Genomic DNA, 21,667 nt, shown 5'->3' on the forward strand with positions numbered 1-21,667 from the left:
AAAGGGGGCCCGCGCATGGCTCAGGTGACACTCACGGTCTGCACGACCTGCCGCAAGACGGTGGATGGTACCCGCGTGGCCGAGGAGCCGCGCCCGGGCCTGCGCCTCTATGAGGCCCTCCGCGCCGCCGACCTGCCCGAAGGCGTGCGCGTGATCGGCAATGAATGCCTCTCCGCCTGCGACAATGGTTGCTCGCTGGTGCTGTCGGGTGGGCCCGAACGCTGGACCTATATCTACAGCCATCTCGATCCCGACGCCCATGTCGACGAGATCCTCCAGGGCACCGCGGCCTATGCCGCTACGCCGGACGGCATCGTCCCCTGGCGCGAACGCCCCGTCATCTTCCGCAAGCAAAGCCTTGCCCGTATCCCCCCGCAAAAGGACTGAGCCGATGTCTGAGCTTTCCAAGATCCCCGTCACCGTCATCACCGGCTTTCTGGGCGCGGGCAAGACCACGCTCATCCGCCACCTGATGGCGAACCCGCAGGGCAAGCGTCTGGCGGTCCTGGTCAACGAATTCGGCACGGCGGGCGTCGATGGCGATATCCTGAAATCCTGCGCCGATGAAAACTGCCCCGAGAATAACATCGTGGAGCTTGCCAATGGCTGCATCTGCTGCACCGTGGCCGATGATTTCATCCCCACGATCCAGGCGCTGATGGCCCTGCCGGAGACGCCCGAGCACATCCTTATCGAGACGAGCGGTTTGGCCCTGCCCAAACCGCTGCTCAAGGCCTTCGACTGGCCCGCGATCCGCAGCCGCATCACCGTCGACGGCGTCATCGCGCTGGCCGATGCCGAGGCCGTGGCGGCGGGCCGCTTCGCCCCGGATGTGGACGCCGTGCAAAAGCAGCGTGAGGCCGATGACAGCCTCGATCACGACACACCGCTTGGCGAGGTGTTCGAGGATCAGATCTCCTGCGCCGATATCATCCTGCTCTCCAAGGCCGATCTGGCCGGCGCGGACGGGCTGGCCAAGGCGAAAGCCGTGATCGAAGCCGAGATGCCGCGCAAGGTGCCGCTGATCGCCATGACGGAAGGCGTCATCGACCCGCGCGTCGTGCTTGGCCTGGGCGCGGCGGCCGAGGACGATCTGGATGCCCGCCCAAGCCATCATGACGGCGCGGATGACCATGAACATGACGATTTCGACAGCGTCGTGATCGAGCTGGATGAGGTAGAGAACCCCAAGGCGCTTGAGGCCGCGATCCTGCGGCTGGCGCGCGAGCAAGGGGCGCTCAGGGTCAAGGGGTATATCGCGGTGACAGGCAAACCGATGCGGATGTTGGTGCAAGCCGTGGGGGAGAGGTTGCGCACGCAGTATGACCGGCCCTGGGGCGAGACGCCCCGCCGCTCGCAGCTGGTGGTGATCGGCGAGCATGACAATATCGACGCCGCAAGGATTCGCGCTGTTCTGGAGGGCTAGATAGTGCCACACCGTTTGCCCCACGCGCCCAAAACGATGCGTCGACGCATCGTTGTCACCGGGCGTCGATGCCCGGTCGCGCGCCAGGCGATGGGGCTGCGCTAATGCACGTCGTCTTTCGCGAAAGCCATGGGTTGGAGGAGACCGACACGCCGCAGGATCTGGGCCAGAGCCCGGCCGATCTGGTGGTGCTGTCCTTCTCCGATTCCGACCTCGGGGCTTTCGCGGCAGGTTATCACCGGGCGCGAGCCAATGGGTTCGACCCCACGCTGCGCCTGGCCAACCTGGTGGCGCTGAAACACCCCCTTTCGGTCGATACCTATGCCGAACAGACCCTGGCCGGGGCCAAGGCGGTCCTCGTCAAGCTTATCGGCGGCGAGAGCTACTGGCCCTACGGCCTGGCCACCCTGCGCGAGATCGCCGACACCACCGGAATGGCGCTGGCGGTGCTGCCCGCCGATGGCAGGCCGGATGCGCGGCTGGACGAGATCTCCACCCTGCCCGTCTCCACCCTGCGGCGGCTGCAGCATCTTTGCGACGCGGGCGGCGCGATTGCGGCCCATGCGGCGCTGGCGCAGCTGGCACTGGCGGGCGGCATGTATTGCGGGCCGGTGATCGGTGAGAAGACCGTGCCGGATTTCGGGTATTACCACCCGGACACGGGCGCCACCCAGACCGCCCCCGCATCGGACCGGCCGCGCGTTCTCGTCAGTTTCTACCGCTCCTACCTGACCGCCGCCGATACCGAGCCGGTCGATGCCCTGATCCGCGCGCTTGAGGCCGGGGGCTTTGACGCCATCGGCCTCTTTGCCAATTCACTGAAGAACCCCGCCGCCGCCGACTGGATCCGCGCGCAGGCCGCCGACCACGCCCCGGCGGCCATCGTCAACGCCACCGCCTTTTCCGCGCAAGGTGCGGATGGCGCGCCCTCGCCGCTCAATGCCAGCGGCTGCCCGGTCTTCCAGGTCGCGCTGTCCACCGCGCGCCGCAAGGAATGGGTCGAGGCCGAGCGCGGGCTGTCGCCTGCCGATCTCGCCATGCATGTGGTGCTGCCCGAGGTCGATGGCCGGATCTTCGCCGGTGTCGCCAGTTTCAAACAGCCGGGGCGCAAGGATCCCGAGCTGGAATACTCCCGCTTCGCCCACCGCGCCGATGCGGGGCGGATCGCGGCGGTGGTGGCGCGTGTGGCCGCCTGGCACCGCCTCGCCACGACAGCGCCCGAGGAGAAACGCCTCGCCGTGGTTCTCTCGACCTATCCCGGCCGCGAATGGAACCTGGCCCACGCCGTCGGCCTCGACGCTTTGGCCTCGACCGACGCGTTGCTGAACGCGCTGGCGGAGGAGGGTCATGACACCGGCACCCGCCCCGAACTGGGCAAGGCCCTGCTGGACAGGTACATCTCCTGGCCCGTCGCGGAATACCGGGCGGCCCTCGCCCGTCTGCCGGACGCCATGCGCGAAGACCTCAGCGCCGCCTGGGGCGCCCCGGAAACCGATCTGGCCTGCAAGGACGGCGCGTTCCACTTCGCTGCGCTGCAAAGCGGCAAGACCACCATCGCCCTGCAACCCGAACGCGGCGACGTGGCGGCCCGCGACGACGAGTACCACGACCTCGCCCGCACGCCCTGCCATGGCTATGTCGCCTTCTACCTGTGGCTGACCGCGCGCACCGACGCCCTCATCCATGTCGGCGCGCATGGCACGCTGGAATGGCTGCCGGGCAAATCCGTGGCCCTCAGCGACACCTGCTGGCCCGAGGCCCTGACCGGCCCGCTTCCCGTGATCTACCCCTTCATCGTCAACGATCCTGGCGAGGCCGCGCAGGCCAAGCGCCGCATCGGCGCGGTCACCATCGGCCATCTGCCGCCGCCCCTGGCCGAGACCACCCTGCCCGCGAACATGGGACGTCTCGAACATTTGCTTGACGAATACTCCACCGCCGACGGGCTGGACCCCGCCCGCCGCGACCGGCTGATCGAAGACATCCGCGACGAGGCGCGCGGCACGGGGGTCGAGTCCGATCTGGGGCTCGATGCCGCCGCCTGCCCGGCAGAGGCCATCACCCGCATCGACCGTTTCGTCTGCGACATCAAGGAAAGCCAGTATGGCGACGGGCTGCACATCTTCGGCACCGGCGATTGCGGGGCCGAGGAACGCGCCGGGTTGCGCGCCGCGCTGATGGGTCGGCTGGTCGCCCCCGGCCCCTCCGGCTCACCCTACCGGGGCCGTTCGGATGTGCTGCCCACCGGGCGCAACCTCTTCACCACCGATCCGCGCGCCGTGCCGTCGCGCGCCGCCCATGCGCAAGGCGTCAAGCTGGCCGAGGAGCTTCTGCGCCGCCACCTGCAGGATCACGGCGATTGGCCGCGCGGTCTGGTCGTGGACCTCTGGGGCTCGGCCACGATGCGCACGGCGGGCGAGGAATTTGCCATGGCGCTGCACCTGGCGGGGCTGAAGCCGGTCTGGGACGAGGGATCGGAGCGCGTCAGCGGCTTCGAGGTGATCCCGCTGGCGCTGCTCGCACGCCCCCGGATCGACGTGACCTTGCGGGTCTCGGGCCTCTTCCGCGACGTGTTTCCGGGGTTGGCGCAGATGTTCGAGGCCGCCGCAAGCGCCCTGTCCGAGCGGGAAGAACCCGCTGAGGTCAACCCCTACCTGACGCAAACCCCACGCGTATTCGGACCGAAACCGGGCCTTTACGGCGTCGGCATGACCGCCCATCTGGACGACTATTCCGACGCCGCGCGGCATGCGGCAGGCGAGGCCTGGCTTGCGGCCTCAAGCTTCGCCATAGACGCGCAAGGCGCGAGCCACGAGGCCCGAGCCGCGCTGGAGTCCCGCGTGAAATCCGCCGACAGCTTTGTCCACCTGCAAGACCTGCCCGAAACCGACCTGCTGATGGCCTCGGACAACGCCGCGCATGAGGCCGGGTTCGCCGCCGCCGTGGCGCGCCTGGGGGGGGACAAACCTGCCCTCTACCACATGGACGCGACCCGCCCCGACGCGCCCAGGGCCCGCGACCTGACCGAGGAGATCGCCCGTGTCACCCGCGCCCGCGCGGCCAATCCCGATTGGGCGACGGGGATGATGCGCCACGGCTTCCGGGGTGCGGCCGAGATCGCGGCGACGCTCGATCACCTCGCGGCCTTCGCGCATCTCGCCGCCGCCGTGCCGCCGCATCTCTTTGATCTCTATCATGACGCCACGCTTGGCCGCGACGACCTGGTGGCGTTCATGGAAGAGGCCAACCCGCGGGCGCTGGCCGCGCTGCGCGCGCGCTTTCAGGCGCTGCATGAGGCGGGGCTGTGGGTGACGCGGCGCAACTCCATCGCCGCCACGTTGCAGGTGGCGCAATGAGCGCGCCGGTCCTGCGCGGCTGGTGCCCCGGCGCGCTGCGTCCGATGATGTCGGGCGACGGGCTGGTGGTGCGGCTCCGCGCGCCCTTGGGGCGCTTCTCGCCCCGGCAGGCGGCAGGCGTGGCGGAATTGTCGCGCCGTTATGGCAACGGGCTGCTGGACCTGTCGGCGCGGGCCAATCTGCAAATCCGTGGCGTGACGGAGGCGGATCACGGCGCGCTGATAGAGCGGCTGGCCACACTCGGGCTGGTCGATGAGGACGCCGAGACCGAGGCACGCCGCAATGTCGTGGTGCAGCCGTTCTGGCAGGCGGGCGATGAGACCGCGCGCATATCGCAGGCGCTGAACGACGCGCTGCGCGGCACGAGCGCACCGCAGACCCCCGGCAAATTCGGTTACGCGGTGGATTGCGGCGCATTGCCCTTTTTGCGAAACATCTCTGCCGATATCCGCATCGAACGCGCTGAGGGCGGGATGATCTGCCGTGCCGATGGAGCTGACACCGGGGCGCGCGTGACGGACGAAACAGCGGCAGAGGTCGCCTTGGACCTTGCCGACTGGTTCCTGGAGACAGGCGGCGCGCCCGAGGGGCGGGGCCGAATGGCGGCGCATCTGAAACGCACGCCGCTGCCGGAAAACTTCCGTCAAATCAATTCCATGCCGGAGACTTCTCAAGCCCCCACACCCGGCACAACCCCGCAAGGCCGCCTCGTCGCGCTTGAATTCGGCCAGATCGGCGCGGCGACCCTCGCGGCCCTTTCCACCATCGCCCCGCTCCGCCTGACACCCTGGCGGATGCTGCTGCTGGAGGGCACTGATCACGCCCCCGACCTGCCCGGCCTGATCCATGACGCGGCCGATCCGCGCCTCCGCATCCATGTCTGCACCGGCGCGCCGGGATGCCCGCAGGGGCTGTCTGAAACCCGCCCCCTCGCCCGCGCCCTCGCCCCACATCTGTCCGCCGATCAGCGCCTGCATATCTCGGGCTGCGCAAAGGGCTGCGCCCATCCCGGCGCCACGCCGCTGACCCTGACCGCGACCGCGCCGGAGCGGTTCGACCTGATCCGCAATGGCCGCGCGGGCGCCCCCCCCGATGCCCGCGATCTCACCCCAGATGCCCTCACGAAAGCCCTGCAAGATGCCCCATAGCTACGAGACCAACGGTGCCGCGATCTACGAGGAGAGCTTTCGCACCATCCGCGCCGAGGCCGACCTCGCCCGGTTCGGACCCGATGAGGAAGGCGTCGTCGTGCGCATGATCCACGCGGCGGGTCTGGTCGGGCTGGAACGCGACGTGCAGTTTTCCCCCGGCATGGCGACCGCTGCCCGCAAGGCGCTGGCGGATGGCGCGCCGATCCTCTGCGATGCCTATATGGTCAGCGAAGGGATCACCCGGCCACGGCTGCCCGCGAATAGCGAGGTGATCTGCACCCTGCGCGACCCCCGCGTGCCGGATATGGCGAAGGAGATGTCGAACACGCGCTCCGCTGCCGCGCTGGAACTGTGGCGGCCACATCTGGCGGGCGCGCTGGTGGCCATTGGCAACGCGCCCACGGCGCTGTTTCACCTGCTCAACATGCTGGAAGACCCCGCTTGCCCCCGGCCCGCCGCGATCATCGGCTGCCCGGTCGGCTTTGTTGGCGCGGCGGAGTCGAAAGACGCGCTGATGGCCGATCTGCCGGTGCCCGCAATGATCGTGCGCGGCCGACTTGGCGGCTCGGCGATCACGGTCGCGGCCGTGAACGCACTGGCGTCGAAGGCGGAATGATGGGCAAGGTGATCTGCACTGGGCTCGGCCCCGGCGACCCCGAGTTGATGAGCGTGCGCTCGGACCGCCTGATCCGGGGGGCGCGCCATGTCGCCTATTTCCGCAAGGCGGGCCGCAAGGGGCAAGCGCGCCAGATCGTCGAGGGCATGCTGCGCGAGGATGTCACGGAACACGCGATGGAATACCCGGTAACGACCGAGATTGCCGTCAGCGACCCCGAATACAACCGCATTCTCAGCGCCTTCTACGCGGATTGGGCCGACCGGCTTGAGGCGCTGGCCGCTGAGGCGGACGTGGTCGTGCTCTGCGAGGGCGACCCGTTTTTCTACGGCTCCTTCATGCACCTGCACAGCCGGTTGCAAACCCGCGTCGAGGTCGAGATCGTCCCCGGCATCACCGGCATGTCGGGCTGCTGGACCGCGACGGATCTGCCGATCACCTGGGGCGATGACGTGATGACCGTGGCGATGGCGACCCTGCCCGAGGCGGAACTGGCGCGGCGGCTCAAGGATACCGACGCCGCCGTCGTGATGAAGATCGGGCGCAACCTCGGGAAACTGAAACGCGCGCTGGAGACCGCCGGACGGCTCGACGATGCCTGGCTGGTCGAACGCGGCACGATGCCGACACAATCCGTGCAGAAGCTGTGCGATTTCAATGGCGAGGCCCCCTATTTCGCCATTTGCCTGCTGCACGGGAAAGGGCGCAGGCCATGACCGGGTGGGTGGCGGTTGCAGGGCTCGGCCCCGGGTACGATGACCTGGTGACACCCGAGGTGCAGGCAGCCCTTGGCGAGGCCACCGATATTGTCGGCTACATCCCCTATGTTCGCCGCGTGCCCGACCGCCCCGGCCTCACGAAACACGAAAGCGACAACCGGGTGGAGCTGGACCGCGCCGCCCATGCCCTGCAAATGGCCGCAGAGGGCGCGCGCGTCGTTGTCGTCTCCTCGGGTGATCCCGGCGTCTTCGCCATGGCCTCGGCCCTGTTCGAGGCGCTGGACTCAGGCCCGCGCCACTGGCTGGACCTCGATATCCGCATCCTGCCCGGCATCACCGCGATGCTGGCCGCCGCCGCGCGTCTCGGTGCGCCCTTGGGGCACGATTTCGCGGCGATCAACCTCAGCGACAACCTCAAGCCGTGGTCGCTCATCGAAACGCGACTGCGCGCGGCGGGCGAGGCCGGGTTCGCGATGGCCTTCTACAACCCACGCTCCAGGTCGCGCCCGCATCAGTTCGCCCGCGCGCTGGAGATCCTGCGCGACGCCTGCGGCGGCGAGACGCTGATTTCCTTCGCCCGCGCGGTCTGCACGCAAGAGGAGAGCATCACCACCGTCCCGCTGAACGAGGCGACGCCAGAGATGGCCGACATGCGCACCATGGTGATCGTCGGCAACCGCGACACGCGCCGCATCGGGCGCTTTGTCTACACGCCCCGGTCGGCCCCATGATCGAGCCAGTCCAGCACCGCGCCGACGCTGTCCAGCACCCGCCGCGCGGGGGTGGCGGGCCGGTCGATCATCACCACCGGCAGGGCCAGTGCACGGGCCGCCGTCAGCTTGGCCTCGGCCCCCGTCCCGCCGCTGTTCTTGGCCACGATATGGGTGATGCCATGCGCCTCCATCAGGGCTTCATCGCTGGCCACGTCGAAGGGTCCGCGCGCGATCTCGATGGCGCAATCGGGGAAAGGCAAGGGCGTTTCCGGCGGATCGACCAGGCGCAGGAGGTAGAAATTTCCGGGCTTGGCGGTGAAGGCGTCGACATGCTGTTTGCCGATGGCCAGGAACACCCGCGCGCCGGAATCGGGCAGCGCCGCCACCGCGCCGACAATATCGCGAACGCGGGTCCAATCGTCGCCCTTGCCCGCCCGCCATTCGGGCCGCTCCAGCGCCGCCAAGGCGACCTCGGCCCGGTCACAGGCCGCGACGGCATTGGCGCTCATTCCCGCGGCAAAGGGATGGGTCGCATCGACGACATGGGTGATGGTCTCGGCCCGCAGATACTCCACCAGCCCCGCGACCCCGCCAAATCCCCCCACCCGCGTGGGCAGCGGCTGCGCCACGGGAGTGCCGGTGCGCCCGGCATAGGAGAAAATCGCGTCATCCCCCCGTTCGGCCAGGGCGCGCGCCAGCGCCGAGGCCTCGGATGTGCCGCCGAGCAGAAGGATGCGTGTCATGGCTGACCCCTGGCTGACCATCATCGGATTGGGCGAGGATGGCCTGAATGGCCTGCCGCCCGCAAGCCGTGCCGCGCTGGACGCGGCCGAGATCGTCTTCGGCGCGCCGCGTCATCTGGACCTGGCGGATGTCGGGGATCGGGGCCGCGCCTGGCCGGTGCCCTTCGACATCGCACCGGTGCTGGCGGAACGGGGCCGCAAGGTCGCCGTGCTGGCCTCGGGCGATCCGTTCTGGCATGGCGCTGGCGGGTCGTTGGCGGGGCAACTGTCGCCGGATGACTACATCACCCAACCCGCGCCGTCCTGCTTTTCACTGGCCGCTGCCGAGATGGGGTGGCGGATCGAGGAGGTGCTCTGCCTCGGCCTGCACGCCGCGCCGTTCACCCGGCTGACCCCTGTTCTGGCAAAGGGCGTGCGCGTTCTATGCACCCTGCGCGACGGCGCGGCGGTCGGCGATCTGTCGGCGTGGCTGACCGGACAGGGGTTCGGCCCCTCGCGCCTCACCGTGTTGGAGGCGCTCGGCGGGCCGCGCCAGCATATCCGCGAAACCACGGCGGCGGGGGTCGACATCGGCGACATTGCCCATCCCGTCTTACTGGCGATCGAGGCCGACGGCGCGACGGGACTGCCGCGCGCCTCGGGCCTGCCCGACGACCTTTTCACCCATGATGGCCAGATCACCAAGCGGCCCGTGCGGGCGCTGACCCTTTCGGCACTTGCGCCCCGTCCCGGCACCCACCTCTGGGATCTCGGCGCCGGGTCGGGCTCCATCTCGGTCGAGTTCTGCCTCGCCGCCCCCGGTGCGACCGCCAGCGCCATTGAGGCCCGCGCCGACCGGGCCGCGACTATCCGCGACAACGCGGCGCGGTTCGGGCTGGAACATCGCATCTCGGTGACAGAAGGACGGACGCCGGACGCGCTGACCGGCCTGCCCGCGCCCAATGTGGTCTTCATCGGCGGTGGCGCGTCCGAGGCGCTTTTGCAGGCCCTATGGGACAGGATACCGCAAGGCGCGAGGCTGGTCGTGAACGCGGTGACGCTGGAGACCGAGGCCCTGCTGATGGCGTGGCACGGCGCGAAGGGCGGGCATCTGCTGCGCGTGGAGCTGGCCGAGGCCGCGCCGCTTGGCGCGATGCGCGGATGGAACTGCGCGCGCCCCGTCATTCAATGGAGCGTGACGCGATGATCGTCGCAGGCATAGGCTTGCGGGCGGCGGCCACGGCCGAGGCGCTGGATGCGGCCTTGACCGCCACGGGCCAAGCCCCGGACACGCTGGCCTGCCTTGAGGCCAAGGCAACGCCCGCGCTGCGCGACATGGCCCGCGCCCGCGCCCTGCCCCTCACGCTTCTGACCGAGGCCGAGATCGCCGGGATCGCGACGCCCACGCGCTCCGCCCGCATCCTCGCCCGCTTCGCCACCGGCAGCGTCGCCGAGGCGGCGGCCCTTGCGGCACTGCGCAAAACCGGCCATGAGGCACGGATCATCGCGCCCCGCGTGACTTCGCCCTGCGGCAGGGTCACGGTGGCATTGGCACAAGGGAGGCCGATATGAGTGTCCATTTCATCGGTGCCGGACCCGGTGCGGCGGACCTGATCACCCTGCGCGGGCGCGACCTGATCGCGGCCTGCCCGGTCTGCCTCTATGCCGGGTCGCTGGTGCCCGAGGCGCTGCTGGCGCATTGTCCCGATGGCGCGCACATCGTGAACACCGCACCCCTCAGCCTGGATGAGATCATGGCCGAGATCCGGGCGGCCCATGCGGCAGGCCAGGACGTGGCGCGGCTGCATTCCGGTGACCTCTCGGTCTGGTCGGCCATGGGCGAGCAATTGCGCCGACTGCGCGCGGAAAACATCCCCTATGACGTGACGCCGGGCGTGCCGAGCTTCGCCGCCGCCGCCGCCGCATTGGGCGCGGAACTGACGCTGCCGGGGGTGGCGCAATCGCTGGTGCTGACGCGGACATCGGGTCGCGCCAGCGCGATGCCGGAGCGCGAGACGCTGGAGAATTTCGCCGCCACCGGCGCGACGCTGGCCATCCATCTTTCCGTGCATGTGCTGGAGGACGTGGTCGAGCAACTGACGCCGCATTACGGCGCGGATTGCCCCGTCGCCGTGATCTGGCGCGCGACCTGGCCCGATCAACGCATCGTCAAGGCGACGCTGGCCACGCTGGAAGAGGCAACCGGCGGCGAACGCGGGCGCACCGCGCTGATCCTTGTGGGGCGCGCCCTGGGGGCGGAGGAATTCGACGAAAGCTGTCTCTATGCGGGCGATTACGACCGCCGTTTCCGCCCCGTCGGCACCAGCCCCCGCTTTCCGGAGGACGCGTCATGATCCCCCCCGGCCTGCTGATTTCCGCGCCTGCATCCGGCACCGGCAAGACGACGCTGATGCTGGGGCTTCTCGCCGCCTTCAAGGCGCGCGGCACCCGGGTTCAGCCCTTCAAATGCGGCCCCGACTATATCGACCCCGGCCTGCACCGGGCGGCGTCGGGGCAATTCTCGGTCAACCTCGACACCTGGGCGATGGGGCGCGAGATGCTGGCGGGGCTGATCGCGGGCGCGCAAGGCGCGGAGCTGATCCTGGCCGAGGGCTCGATGGGCCTTTTCGATGGCGTCGTGAAATCGGGGGCCTGCGGCACCGGGGCCAGCGCCCATGTCGCGGCCCTGACGGGCTGGCCGGTGGTGCTGGTGCTGGATTGCTCGGGCCAGGCGCAATCGGCCGCCGCCGTGGCGCTTGGCTTTGCCTCCATGCGGGCCGATGTGCGGCTGGCGGGCGTGGTGCTGAACAAGGTCGCCTCGCCCCGGCACGAGGCCATGCTGCGCGCCGGAATGGCCGAGGTGGGGATCGAGGTTCTGGGGGCCTTGCCGCGCCAGAAGGATATTGAAATGCCCGCCCGCCACCTCGGGCTGGTGCAGGCCGAGGATCAGGGGGATCTGGCGCGGATCCTGCACGCCGCGGGCGATTTCGTGGCCGAGCATGTCGATCTCGACCGCCTCCTCGCCGTCGCGGGCGACACCGGGCTTGTCGGCGCGACCACGGGGATCACGCCGCCGGGGCAGCGGATCGCGCTGGCTCGCGACGCCGCGTTTTCCTTCGTCTATCCGCATCAACTGGATGGCTGGCGCGCGGCGGGGGCGGAGATCACGCTGTTCTCGCCCTTGAACGACGAGGCCCCCGATCCCGGTGCCGATATCTGCTGGCTGCCCGGCGGCTATCCCGAGCTTCACGCCGGAACCCTCGCCGCCGCCGACACCTTCCGCACGGGCCTGCGCGACTTCGCCCAAACCCGGCCCGTGCATGGCGAATGCGGCGGCTACATGGCGATGGGGGCGGCCCTGATCGACAAGGAGGGCACGCGCCACGAGATGGCGGGGCTTCTGGGGCTCGTGACCTCCTACGCCAAGCGCAAGATGCACCTGGGCTACCGTCTGGCCACATTCGCGGAACCGATGCCGGGGCTGGCGGCGGGGGCCAGGGCGCGCGGGCATGAGTTCCATTACTCGACCATCCTGGAACAACCCGACACGGCCTTGGCCCATGTGGTGGACGCCAACGGCGATGCGGTGCCGGAAACCGGATCGCGGCGCGGAAACGCCACCGGCACCTTCTTTCACCTGATTGCGGAGGCGGCATGAGCGGCGTTGTCAGCTTCGTCTCCTCCGGCCCCGGCGATCCGGAATTGCTGACGCTCAAGGCCGTCGACCGCCTCACGCGCGCCGATGCGGTTCTGTTCGACGATCTGTCTTCCGGCCCCATCCTGACCCATGCCCGCGCCGGGGCCGACCTTGTGGGCGTCGGCAAACGGGCGGGCCGCCCCTCGCCCAAGCAGGACCATGTCAGCCGGTTGCTGGTCGATTACGCCCGCACCGGCCAGCGCGTGGTGCGGCTGAAATCCGGCGATTGCGGCATCTTCGGACGGCTGGAGGAAGAGGTGATCGCCCTGCGCGCGGCAGGCATCACCTATGAGATCATCCCCGGCGTCACCTCGGCCTCGGCCGCTGCCGCCGCCGCCGGTATCCCGCTGACGCGCCGCCTGACCGCGCGGCGGGTGCAGTTCGTCACCGGCCATGACGTGACCGGCGCATTGCCCGAGGGGCTTGACCTGAAGGCCCTTGCCGATCCCGGTGCAACCACCGTCGTCTACATGGGCAAGCGCACCTTCGCGGGGCTGGTGGCGGGCCTGGTGATGGAGGGGCTGCCCGCCGACACGCCCGCGATGCTGGCCGAAGCCGTCACCACCCCCGACCAGCGGCTGACGCGGGCCACGATCACCGACCTGGCCGCACAGCTTGCCCAATCGGACAGCAAACTGCCGGGTCTGATCCTTTATGGTCCGCTGGCGGATGGCGACGGCGGATGATCCATCTCGACCTCATCGGTATCGGCACTGGCAACCCGAAACACCTGACCTTGCAGGCGGTGGAGGCGATGAACGCCGCCGACCTGATCCTGATCCCGCACAAGGGCGCGCAGAAGGATGACCTGGCGGCGCTGCGGTACCGGATCTGCCGCGACGTGCTGACGGGCGAAACGAAGATCGTGCAGTTCGACCTGCCAGCGCGCGACCCCGCAATCCCCGATTACACCGCGCGGGTCGAGGCCTGGCACGACGCGATTGTCGCGATCTGGGTTGGGGCCATCCGCGAACATCTGGGCGATACGGGCCGCGTTGCGTTCCTGGTCTGGGGCGACCCGTCGCTCTATGACAGCACGTTGCGGATTGCCGAGCGCGTCGCGCGGAACCTGCCGCTCAGGCCCTGCGTCATTCCCGGCATCACCTCGATCCAGGCTTTGACCGCCGCGCATGCGGTTCCGCTCAACCGCCTCAATGCGCCGGTGACGATCACCACGGGGCGCAGGCTGCGGGATGAGGGCTGGCCGCACGGGGCCGACAGTCTGGTGATCATGCTGGACGGCGAGTGCAGTTTCCGTGCGCTCGACCCCGACGGCCTGCATATCTGGTGGAGCGCCTATGCCGGGATGGCGGAGGAAATCACCTTCTCCGGCCCGGTTGCGGAGGTGACGGAGAAGATCGTGGACACCCGCGCCAAGGCCCGCGCACGCCACGGATGGATCATGGACATCTACCTGCTGCGCTACGACACCCCGGCCTGAAACCGACGCGAATGCCGTCGCGGATGGGCGGTTACAGAGCTGTCCCGGCGGTAGGCTTCAAGCCATGACACTCGCCATCCCCGCCCCTTCGCCGGTCTTTCAGCGCATCGCGCGGTTCACGCTGGACCAGTCTGCCCGCGACATTCCCGAGGCCACACGGGCGCGCGCCGCCCTGCTGCTGCTCGACACGCTCGGCATCTGCGCGGCGGCGGCCCCGATGGAGGCGGGCCGCATCGCGCGCAATATCGCGGTGGCGCTTTACGGCGCGGGAACGCCCGACCTTTCCGCGCCGATCCTCTTCGACGGTCGCCGCGCCAGCCTGGCCGGGGCCGGGTTTGCTGCCGCCAGCCAGATCGACAACCTGGACGGGCATGACGGCTACAACCCGACCAAGGGCCATATCGGGGTGGCGGTGGTGCCAGCGCTGGCCGCTTTGGCCCAAGCCCGCCCCGATCTGCGCGGCACGGATGCCCTCGCCGCGCTGGTCATGTCCTACGAAGTCGCGGGCCGGGCGGCGATCGCGTTGCACGCCACGGTCAGCGACTACCATACCTCGGGCGCCTGGAACGGGCTTGGCGTTGTGGCGCTGGCGGCGCGGCTGCGGGGCCACAGCGCCGATCAGCTGCGCCACGGGTTCGGCATCGCCGAATATCACGGCCCCCGCAGCCAGATGATGCGCGAGATCGCCAACCCGACCATGCTGCATGACGGGTCAGGCATGGGGGCGCTGGTCGGGCTATCGGCGGCGATCATGGCCGAGCAGGGCTTTACCGGGGCCCCCGCGATCACGCTGGAGGGGGAAGAGGCCGCCCCCCATTGGGACGATCTGGGCACGCTCTGGCAGACCGATCTGCAATATATCAAGCCCTACCCGATCTGCCGATGGGCGCATGCCCCGATTGATGCGGCGCGAATGCTGCGCCCGAAACTGGACCCCGACCGGATCAGCGCCATCAGAATTCGCAGCTTCGCCAATGCGGTGGCCCTCTTTCCCGGCATGCCGGAGACGACCAGCCAGGCGCAATATTCCCTGCCCTTCGCGGTCGCCACGATGCTGGTGCATGGCGAGATCGGAGTGCCGCATATCTCGGGCGCGGGCCTGCGCGATCCCGACGTGGCCCGCCTGGTTGCGCGCACGCAGCTTGAGGTCGCGCCCGAACATGAGGCGCGCTTCCCCGAGGGGCGATTGGCCGATCTCTCGATCACGCTGGAGGATGGCGAGGTGCTGCAATCGGGCGAGGTTCACGCGCGCGGCGGGCCGGAGCATCCGTTCTCCGAAGCCGATATCTGCGCCAAGTTCATGGGCCTCGCAGCACCTGTCCTGGGCGACGCCCGCGCCGGTGCCATTCGAGACGCAACACTGGCGCTGGCCTGCGAGGACGTCCCCTTCTCGACCCTGACAGACCTGCTGACCGATCCGCCCTAGGCGCTGGCGAACAGCCCCGCGTGCTCTTCACGCAGGGCGTTCTTCTGCACCTTGCCCATGGTGTTGCGTGGCAGGTCATCGGCGATGATCACCCGGCGCGGCTGCTTGAAGCGGGCAAGCTCGCCCTCCAGCCCTGCCAATACCTGCGCCTCCATCAGGCCCCGCCCCTCTTGCGGGACCACCACCGCCACGACCGCCTCGCCCATATCGGGATGCGGCACGCCGATCACCGCGCTTTCCAACACGCCGGGCAGATTGTCGATCACCGCCTCGACCTCTTTCGGATAGATATTGAACCCGCCCGAAATGATCAGATCCTTGCCGCGCCCGACAATATGGACATAGCCATCTTCATCGACCCGCCCCAGATCGCCGGTGAGGAAAAAGCCGTTCTCGCGCAACTCCTCCGCCGTCTTTTCCGGCATTTTCCAATAGCCCGAAAAGACGTTTGGTCCCCGCACTTCCAGCATTCCGATCTCGCCCCGCGGCAGCTCCGCCCCGGTCTTGGGGTCGCAGATTTTCAACTCCACCCCCGGCAGCGGAAAGCCCACCGTGCCCGCGCGGCGTTCGCCGTCATAGGGGTTGGAGGTGTTCATGTTGGTCTCGGTCATGCCGTAGCGTTCAAGGATCGCATGGCCGGTGACCTCCTGCCATCTGGCGTGCGTCTCGGCCAGAAGCGGCGCGGAGCCGGAGATGAAGAGCCGCATGTTGCGCGCGGCATAGGCCAGCCCGAACTGCCGGAGCAGCCGCGTGTAGAAGGTCGGCACGCCCATCAACGCGGTGGTCTGCGGCATCACGTCGAGGATCGCGCCTTCGTCGAAGCCCTGCAGGAACAGGCAGGAGCCGCCCGCCATCAGGGTGATGTTGGTGGCGACGAAGAGGCCATGCGTGTGAAAGATCGGCAGCGCATGGATCAAGACGTCATCGCTGGTGAAGTGCCAATAGTCGCGCAAGGTCTCGGAGTTCGAGGCCAGCGCCCCGTGGCTCAGCATCGCCCCCTTCGAGCGGCCCGTCGTGCCGGAGGTGTAGAGGATCGCGGCCAGATCGTCGGCGTTACGCGGGACGGGGTCGAACCCGGGCCGTTCCGCATCGCGCGCGTCCGCGAGGGTGCCGGTCTCATCCGCCGCGATGGTCATGAGGTTCGGCACGCCGCAGTCGCGCGCGAGCCCTTCAAGCGCCGCATGTTTCTGCGCATCGCAGACCAGCAGCGTGGGCGTCGCGTCGCCCAGGAAATAGCGCAGCTCGCTTTCCGTGTAGGCGGGGTTCAGCGGCAGGAACACCGCACCGGAGAGGACACAGCCGAGATAAAGCTCCAGCATGGTTTGCGTCTTGGGGGCCTGCACCGCCACCCGGTCGCCGACGTGAACGCCCATGCGCCGCAGCGCGTTGGCGATCCGCTCGGCATTGGCGAAGAAATCACCATAACTGGTAACGCGGTCGGTGCCGACATGGCGCAGGAACGGCGCGTCCTCGCGCCCGACCGAGGCGGCGCGCAGGCGGTGGGCAAGATGGTTGGCGTCATACATCGGGCAAACGGGCCTTTCCGTTGTGGGTTTTCGGGTCAACCATGCGTCACCACCGGATCAATCGGCCCGAGCGGCCCGCCCATCGCCATCTCGACCGCGCGCGCGACCTGCAACAGGCGTGCCTCGCCGCGCGGGGGGCCGATCAGTTGCAGGCCCACGGGAACGCCGTGCCGGTCGCGTCCGACGGGCACCGACAGCGCGGGCAGACCGGCGGTCGCGGCCAGGAAGGAAAACCGCAGCCAGTCGATGTAGTCGGTCAGCGTCTGCCCCTCGATCTCGGTCGGGAACTCTTCCTCCACCGGGCCGGGCATCAGGCCGACGACGGGGCAGGCCAGCACGTCGAAATGTTTGAGGAAGGCGACCATGCGGTCGAAGATGTCGGATTTGGCGCGGCCCGCCGTGACGATGTCATCAAGGCTCAACTCACGCCCCTGCTGGATGTTCTGCCGCAGGCTGGCCTTGAACTGCGCCTGCACGGTCTCGGGCAGTGCGCCCGCGCCGTTGGCCCAGAGAAGCGCCCGCGCGGTGCGGTAAGCATGGTCGAGGCCGGTCACGTTCGGGCAATCCTCGGAGATCATGGCGCCCGCGCGTTCGACCTGACCCAGGGCGCGGCGCAGATGGGTCTCGACCTCCGGCGCGCAAGGAGCAAACCCGCCCAGATCGGGGGTGAAGGCGATGCGCACATGGGGGTCGGCCTCGGCCACCGCCTGCTGATAGGAGGTCTGGGGCGGCGGAAAAGAAATTGCCCAATCGGGGTTGAACCCCGCCATCGCGTCGAGGAACAGCGCGCAATCCCGCACCGAGCGCGCCATCGGACCCTGCACCGCCTCAAGGTGGAACCCGTTGCCCGCCGGCCCCGGCCCCGCGATACCCGGCGAGGGGCGCATACCCACGACACCGCAGAAGGCTGCCGGCGTGCGGCAGGAGCCCGCGAGGTCCGAGCCGTGGCTGAGCCAGACCTCGCCGGTGGCCAGCGACACCGCCGCCCCGCCCGACGATCCGCCCGCGTTCAGCGACGTGTCCCAGGGATTGCGGGTCATGCCGAAGACCGCGTTGAAGGTGTTGGCGCCCGCCCCCATCTCGGGCGTGTTGGTCTTGCCCAGGACGACGCCACCGCGCGCCTCCAGCCGCAACACCAGCGGCCCGCTTTCCTCGGGCACGAAATTGGCCAGGCCCGGCGTGCCCCAGGTGGTGCGCACGCCCGCGACGGGCGTCAGGTCCTTGATGCCGATGGGCAGCCCGGCCAGGTATCCGGGGTGATCGACCTGCGAACCGTCCAGCTCCGCCTTGCGCGCGCGGGTCTCGCAGAGCGTCGGCATGGCGTTGACATCGGGCTCAACCGTGCCAATCCGCGTGATCGCGACGTCGATCAACTCATCCCGGCTGACCTCGCCCTTTTTCAACAGCGCGACAGCCTCATGGGCCTGCAATGCGCAAAGCTCGGGCCCGGTGAATGGGGGCATTTCTGGTGTCATGGCACTCCTCCGTCAGGGCCGAACATGGCCCATCCCTCCCCCCTAGGCAATCGCCGCCGCGCCGATCATACTCGGCCCCATGACAGTGACCCCGCCCCGACCCCGGCCAATGCGAACGGCGATGCGCAATCTTGCGCTGCTGGTCTTGCTGGCCATCGGTCTGGCGCTGGCCGCCCTGCCAAGGATCGAGCGTTATTTCATCGCCGAGACGGCGGCGCGCGAAGAGGCGACGCTGCGCCTGGCCACCGCGTCCCTGCGCGGCGCGCTGGCCCGGTCCGAGGCGCTGCCCGCGCTGCTGGCCGAACGCCCGATCCTATCCGAGATCCTGCGCGACCCGGACAACGAGGGCCTCTTGCCCTTTGCCAATGAACAATTGCGCCAGACCGCGCTGACGCTGGAGCTGGCCGACATCTTCGTCATGGACCTGCGCGGCAACACCATCGCGGCCAGCAATTACCGGCGCGAGGCGTCCTTCGTCGGACGCAACTTCGCCTACCGGCCCTATTTCACGGACGCGCTGTCGCTCGGGCGCGGGCGGTTTCACGCGCTTGGCGTCACCTCCGGGCAGCGCGGCTACTATTTCGCCGCCCCGATCATCGACAATACCGAACTTCTGGGCGTGGTCGCGGTCAAGATCCATCTCGACACGTTCGAGCAGACCTGGCGCGACGGCGACAACACCATCATCGTGATGGATTCGAGCAATGTGATCTTCCTGTCGGACCGGGAGGAATGGCATTTCAACACGCTCGGGCCGATCCCCGATGGCGCGCGGGGCCGGATCGCGGCGACCCGGCAATATCCGCTGGACCAGTTGACCCCCCTGCCCGCCACGCGCGAGCCGCTTGGCCCCACGACCGAACTGCTGCGCATCGGAGCCGAGGAATATGTCACCAATATCGGCCTCATCGCTGCCGCGGGCTGGCGCGTCTGGGTGCTGACGCCGACCCGCCACGCGATCTTGCAGGCACGTCAGGCGCTGGCCTCGATCATCCTCGTCATCCTCTTTGCGGGGCTGGTCGGCGCGCTCTTCATCCAGCGCCGCGCGCGGCTTCTGGAACGCTTCGACCAGCAACGCCACCACAGTGAAGTTCTGGAGGCCCGCGTCACGGAACGCACCGCCGACCTGCATGACGCCAACGCGCAGCTGCGCCAGGAGGTCGAGGAACGCCGCCTGACCGAGGCGCGGCTGCGCAAGACCCAGACAGACCTGGTGCAGGCGGGCAAGCTGGCCGCATTGGGGCAGATGTCGGCAGCCCTCAGCCATGAGTTCAACCAGCCGCTTGCCGCCGTGAAATCCTATGCCGACAACGCCGCCACCTTCCTCGACCGCGACCGGCCCGAGGAAGCACGCCAGAATATCGGACTGATCAGCCAGATGGCCGACCGGATGGCCGCGATCTCGAAACACCTGCGCAACTTCGCCCGCCGTCCGCAGGAGAAAATCGGGCCGGTGCCGCTGCTGCCCGTTCTCGACGACGCGCTGGCACTGATGCGGGCGCGGCTGGCCGAGGTGGGGGCCGAAATCAGCTATGACCGGCCGGAAGAGGAGATCACCGTCATGGGCGGCCAGGTGCGGCTGCAACAGGTGCTGGTGAACCTTCTCTCCAACGCCATCGACGCGATGGAGGATCAGGAGGTGCCGGTCATCGAGATCAGCGTCGAGACCCGCGGCGGGCGCTGGCAGGTTTCGGTGCGCGACCACGGGCCGGGCCTGTCGGAGACCTCGCTGGCGCAGCTATTCGACCCGTTCTTCACCACGAAGAGCCCCGGCAAGGGGCTCGGGCTCGGCCTGTCGATCTCCTACAATATCGTGCGCGATTTCGGTGGCAGGCTGGCCGCGCATAACCATGAAGGCGGCGGCGCGGTCTTTACCGTCGATCTTGCCCCCGCCAGCGATGAGACGGAGATCGCCGCGCAATGACGTCCGAGACCATCCTCTTTGTCGATGACGAGGATCACCTGCGCCTGGCCGCCGAGCAGAGCCTGCAGCTTGAGGATCTGGACGTGACGACCTTCGCCGATGCCGCAACGGCGCTGTCCCATGTCGCGCGCGATTTCGCCGGAATCCTGGTGACCGACATAAGGATGCCCGGCATGGACGGGCAGGAATTGATGGCCCGCGCGCTGGAGATCGACCCGGAATTTCCCGTGATCCTGGTCACCGGGCATGGCGATGTCGAACTGGCGGTGCGGACGATGCGCGACGGGGCCTATGATTTCCTGGAAAAACCCTATGCCCCCGCAAGGCTGGTCTCGACCGTGCGCCGCGCGCTGGACAAGCGGCGGCTGACGCTGGAAAACCGCGCCCTGCGCAGCCAGGTCGGCGGGCGCGACGCGATCGAGGCGCGGCTGACGGGACGCTCGGACGTGATGATCAGGCTGCGCGGCCAGATCCGCGCCATCGCGGAAACCGGGGCGGATGTCTTGATCGAAGGCGCGACCGGCACCGGCAAGGAGGTCGCGGCCCGCGCGCTGCACCGCGCCTCGTCCCGCGCGGCAAGGCCCTTCGTGCATATCAACTGCGCCGCCCTGCCCGCCGACCTCATTGAAAGCGAGCTTTTCGGGCATGAGGCCGGGGCCTTTCCCGGCGCCACGCGACCGCGCTACGGGCGCTTTGAACATGCGCGCGGCGGCACCGTGTTCCTCGATGAGATCGAAAGCATGACGCAGCCCGTGCAGGCCAAGCTGCTGGACGCGATCCAGAACCGGGTGGTGACGCGGCTCGGCTCGAACGATCCGGTGGAGCTTGACGTGCGTTTCATCGCCGCCAGCAAGCAGGACCTCAAGGCCGCCGCCGCCGCCGGTCAGTTTCGCGCCGATCTGCTCTACCGGCTGAATGTCGTGACGCTGCGGATGCCGGACCTGACCGAACGGCGCGAGGATGTGCCGCGCCTCTTCACGCAACTGGTCCACGAGGCCGCCGCCCGATACAAGCGCCCCTCCCCCCCCATCCCCGGTGCGGTCCTGACCGCCGTTGCCGCCCGCGACTGGCCCGGCAATGTGCGCGAATTGCGCAATGCCGCCGACCGCTTTGCCCTGGGTCTCGACCTCGATATCGGCGAGGCGGCGCCGCAGGAGGCCCGCAGCCTGAGCGAGGCGATGGCCGCGCATGAGAGATCCCTCATCGCGGCGAGCCTGACCAGCCATGGCGGCAGCCTCAAGGAGACCTACGAGGCGCTCGGCCTGTCGCGCAAGGCGCTCTACGAGAAGATGCAGAAATACGGGCTGGACCGGGACGCGTTCCGCCGGGACTGACCGCGATGGGCGGATTTCGACACATGATTGCGACGCCATGGGGCCCGACCGACCCATCGGGCCAGGAAATGTCGCGTCGATGCCCCTTGCGGCCCTCAGCGCCCTTGCCCTGGGGGAAGCCGCGCCCGCATGAGGGGGGTT

19 protein-coding genes are annotated in these 21,667 nt (G+C 68.9%); 16 read left to right on the forward strand and 3 right to left on the reverse strand.

What is annotated here, in order from left to right; all coding sequences use genetic code 11:
• The first annotated feature begins 15 nt into the window (after positions 1-15).
• The 7 genes from AC13C7_RS09345 to cobJ all read left to right on the forward strand — a co-directional run bounded on the left by AC13C7_RS09345 (position 16) and on the right by cobJ (position 7,999).
• Positions 16-387 carry a DUF1636 family protein gene (locus tag AC13C7_RS09345; protein WP_482867309.1) on the forward strand — a complete coding sequence of 124 codons (372 nt, stop codon included), beginning with the start codon at positions 16-18 and terminating at the stop codon, positions 385-387.
• A 4-nt stretch (positions 388-391) separates the two neighbouring features.
• Positions 392-1,426, forward strand: a complete 1,035-nt coding sequence (cobW, locus tag AC13C7_RS09350) for a cobalamin biosynthesis protein CobW (RefSeq protein WP_172320924.1) — start codon at positions 392-394, stop codon at positions 1,424-1,426.
• A 104-nt stretch (positions 1,427-1,530) separates the two neighbouring features.
• Complete coding sequence (cobN, locus tag AC13C7_RS09355) at positions 1,531-4,782, forward strand: cobaltochelatase subunit CobN (protein ID WP_482867310.1); 3,252 nt, start codon at positions 1,531-1,533, stop codon at positions 4,780-4,782.
• Complete coding sequence (cobG, locus tag AC13C7_RS09360) at positions 4,779-5,930, forward strand: precorrin-3B synthase (RefSeq protein ID WP_482867311.1); 1,152 nt, start codon at positions 4,779-4,781, stop codon at positions 5,928-5,930. The genes cobN and cobG overlap by 4 nt, the downstream gene beginning before the upstream one ends.
• A complete protein-coding gene (locus AC13C7_RS09365; RefSeq protein ID WP_482867312.1) occupies positions 5,920-6,549 on the forward strand; it encodes a precorrin-8X methylmutase in 630 nt (209 codons plus the stop codon). Before cobG ends, AC13C7_RS09365 begins: the two co-directional genes overlap by 11 nt.
• Positions 6,549-7,265 (forward strand): precorrin-2 C(20)-methyltransferase, encoded by a 717-nt coding sequence (gene cobI / locus AC13C7_RS09370; protein ID WP_482867313.1) that lies wholly within the window; start codon positions 6,549-6,551, stop codon positions 7,263-7,265. Before AC13C7_RS09365 ends, cobI begins: the two co-directional genes overlap by 1 nt.
• Positions 7,262-7,999: a precorrin-3B C(17)-methyltransferase gene (cobJ, locus tag AC13C7_RS09375; protein ID WP_482867314.1), complete on the forward strand. Its 738-nt coding sequence runs from the start codon at positions 7,262-7,264 to the stop codon at positions 7,997-7,999. Before cobI ends, cobJ begins: the two co-directional genes overlap by 4 nt.
• On the opposite strand, the gene AC13C7_RS09380 is transcribed toward cobJ, so the two are convergent.
• Positions 7,975-8,724 (reverse strand): cobalt-precorrin-6A reductase, encoded by a 750-nt coding sequence (locus AC13C7_RS09380; protein ID WP_482867315.1) that lies wholly within the window; start codon positions 8,722-8,724, stop codon positions 7,975-7,977. The genes cobJ and AC13C7_RS09380 overlap by 25 nt on opposite strands.
• Here AC13C7_RS09380 and cbiT point away from each other — a divergent pair.
• From cbiT to AC13C7_RS09415, 7 genes are all read left to right on the forward strand, one after another.
• On the forward strand, positions 8,723-9,910 hold the full coding sequence (cbiT, locus tag AC13C7_RS09385; RefSeq protein WP_482867316.1) for a precorrin-6Y C5,15-methyltransferase (decarboxylating) subunit CbiT: 1,188 nt from the start codon (positions 8,723-8,725) through the stop codon (positions 9,908-9,910). The genes AC13C7_RS09380 and cbiT overlap by 2 nt on opposite strands.
• Complete coding sequence (locus AC13C7_RS09390) at positions 9,907-10,275, forward strand: cobalamin biosynthesis protein (RefSeq protein ID WP_482867344.1); 369 nt, start codon at positions 9,907-9,909, stop codon at positions 10,273-10,275. The genes cbiT and AC13C7_RS09390 overlap by 4 nt, the downstream gene beginning before the upstream one ends.
• Entirely contained in the window at positions 10,272-11,057 is a 786-nt protein-coding gene (gene cobM, locus AC13C7_RS09395) for a precorrin-4 C(11)-methyltransferase (RefSeq protein ID WP_482867317.1), read from the forward strand. Before AC13C7_RS09390 ends, cobM begins: the two co-directional genes overlap by 4 nt.
• Entirely contained in the window at positions 11,054-12,361 is a 1,308-nt protein-coding gene (locus AC13C7_RS09400; protein ID WP_482867318.1) for a cobyrinic acid a,c-diamide synthase CobB, read from the forward strand. Before cobM ends, AC13C7_RS09400 begins: the two co-directional genes overlap by 4 nt.
• Positions 12,358-13,086: a uroporphyrinogen-III C-methyltransferase gene (cobA, locus tag AC13C7_RS09405; protein WP_482867319.1), complete on the forward strand. Its 729-nt coding sequence runs from the start codon at positions 12,358-12,360 to the stop codon at positions 13,084-13,086. The genes AC13C7_RS09400 and cobA overlap by 4 nt, the downstream gene beginning before the upstream one ends.
• A complete protein-coding gene (gene cobF, locus AC13C7_RS09410; protein WP_482867320.1) occupies positions 13,083-13,841 on the forward strand; it encodes a precorrin-6A synthase (deacetylating) in 759 nt (252 codons plus the stop codon). Before cobA ends, cobF begins: the two co-directional genes overlap by 4 nt.
• A gap of 64 nt (positions 13,842-13,905) precedes the next feature.
• The gene (locus AC13C7_RS09415; protein ID WP_482867321.1) at positions 13,906-15,267 is read left to right on the forward strand and encodes an MmgE/PrpD family protein; all 1,362 of its coding nucleotides are present in this window, start codon (positions 13,906-13,908) and stop codon (positions 15,265-15,267) included.
• Here AC13C7_RS09415 and AC13C7_RS09420 read toward each other — a convergent pair.
• Positions 15,264-16,793 (reverse strand): malonate--CoA ligase, encoded by a 1,530-nt coding sequence (locus AC13C7_RS09420; protein ID WP_482867322.1) that lies wholly within the window; start codon positions 16,791-16,793, stop codon positions 15,264-15,266. The two genes, AC13C7_RS09415 and AC13C7_RS09420, sit on opposite strands and share 4 nt — an antisense overlap.
• 35 nt (positions 16,794-16,828) lie before the next feature.
• Positions 16,829-18,268 carry an amidase gene (locus AC13C7_RS09425; protein WP_172320938.1) on the reverse strand — a complete coding sequence of 480 codons (1,440 nt, stop codon included), beginning with the start codon at positions 18,266-18,268 and terminating at the stop codon, positions 16,829-16,831.
• A gap of 121 nt (positions 18,269-18,389) precedes the next feature.
• Between AC13C7_RS09425 and AC13C7_RS09430 the strand changes: the two genes are divergently transcribed.
• Both AC13C7_RS09430 and AC13C7_RS09435 read left to right on the forward strand, forming a co-directional pair.
• Positions 18,390-20,192, forward strand: coding sequence for a sensor histidine kinase (locus AC13C7_RS09430; RefSeq protein ID WP_235952753.1), 1,803 nt, complete (start codon positions 18,390-18,392; stop codon positions 20,190-20,192).
• Positions 20,189-21,526 carry a sigma-54-dependent transcriptional regulator gene (locus AC13C7_RS09435; protein ID WP_172320940.1) on the forward strand — a complete coding sequence of 446 codons (1,338 nt, stop codon included), beginning with the start codon at positions 20,189-20,191 and terminating at the stop codon, positions 21,524-21,526. Before AC13C7_RS09430 ends, AC13C7_RS09435 begins: the two co-directional genes overlap by 4 nt.
• Positions 21,527-21,667 lie beyond the last annotated feature (141 nt).

The sequence above is a fragment of the Alterinioella sp. B-7 genome (genome assembly GCF_056857775.1).